The following is a 1071-nucleotide window of genomic DNA, read 5'->3' on the forward strand; positions in this document are numbered from 1 at the left end:
CTTGAGCATATCCTTTTACCAAAGGCTTTGTCCGACCTGCTTATCAGAAGAAAACTTCCATAATCCTCGCGTACTCCTCCGAAAAAATTGTCCACTCGAAATGAACTATTGCATACAACGTTTAATATATGTGTCGTAGCAGAGCAAAATGTTACCAAACCATCAACAAAACTGCGCATTGGTTGCTAACTTTTACTTTTTGCAAGCATTGCGCCTTACCAAAAATAAGACAACCATTCTATTCATCACCTAGCTGCTATGATCACATATATGTTGTTGGCAGTAGTTTTTATTACTTTAAAATTTCAAGAACTTCAGCTTCACCAATTTTTCTTGCTCCTTCGTGAATCCACCAGACTCTTCCTTTCTTTAATAGTTCCTCAATATTCTGATGTCTTAAAAACTTAATCCTTACGTTTTCAGTTTCTCCAGGATAAATTCTTTCTTTGTCAAAGTCTATTTGTCCAATATAAGTTGTTGGAAAGTCAGTTGAATTTGGTAAATACTCCATAACGTGATTGGGTCTATATCCAGTTCCGATTCCAGTTATACGCCCACCATTTTGTGTTGAATACAAAGTAAGTTTTGCAGTTATATTTATTATGTCCGAAATCATAGATTAAATCAGCTTTTATTCACATAAAATCCTCTTTCTTGTGTCTCAATATTCTCAATTATTAAATTCCGACCAATGGAAAAAACTATTTTCGCTTTTGCTCCGTTTGAGTAAATTATTCCATCTTTAATTTCAAAATTATTCTTTCCTAACCAATCTCCAATATGAGTTCCTTCAGCATATTTCCATTCTTGATTCTCAATATAGTATGAAGAGTTTGTATAAAACACTATTGTGATTATAACTCCAATTGTTACCAGTAGTATTTTTAAGAATCGTTTTTTCATAGTTCAAAATATTATTTCGAAATGGTTTGGTTAAATTACTGCCAACGTTTAATATATGTGTCGTAGCAGAGCAAAATGTTACCCTGATTTTCGATATTTCTGTGCATTGGTTGCTAATTTTTACTTTCAGCAAGCATTGCGCTTTACCAAAAATACAACAACCATTCG

Annotated in this window: 2 protein-coding genes; both read right to left on the minus strand. The window is 33.1% G+C overall.

Annotated elements, in window-relative coordinates:
* Positions 1-292: 292 nt before the first annotated feature.
* The gene (locus ACFSR1_RS18460; RefSeq protein WP_378294528.1) at positions 293-616 is read right to left on the minus strand and encodes a hypothetical protein; all 324 of its coding nucleotides are present in this window, start codon (positions 614-616) and stop codon (positions 293-295) included.
* An 8-nt stretch (positions 617-624) separates the two neighbouring features.
* On the minus strand, positions 625-903 hold the full coding sequence (locus ACFSR1_RS18465) for a hypothetical protein (RefSeq protein WP_378294529.1): 279 nt from the start codon (positions 901-903) through the stop codon (positions 625-627).
* Positions 904-1071 lie beyond the last annotated feature (168 nt).

This window comes from Aquimarina rubra, assembly GCF_042684305.1.
Taxonomy (GTDB): domain Bacteria; phylum Bacteroidota; class Bacteroidia; order Flavobacteriales; family Flavobacteriaceae; genus Aquimarina; species Aquimarina rubra.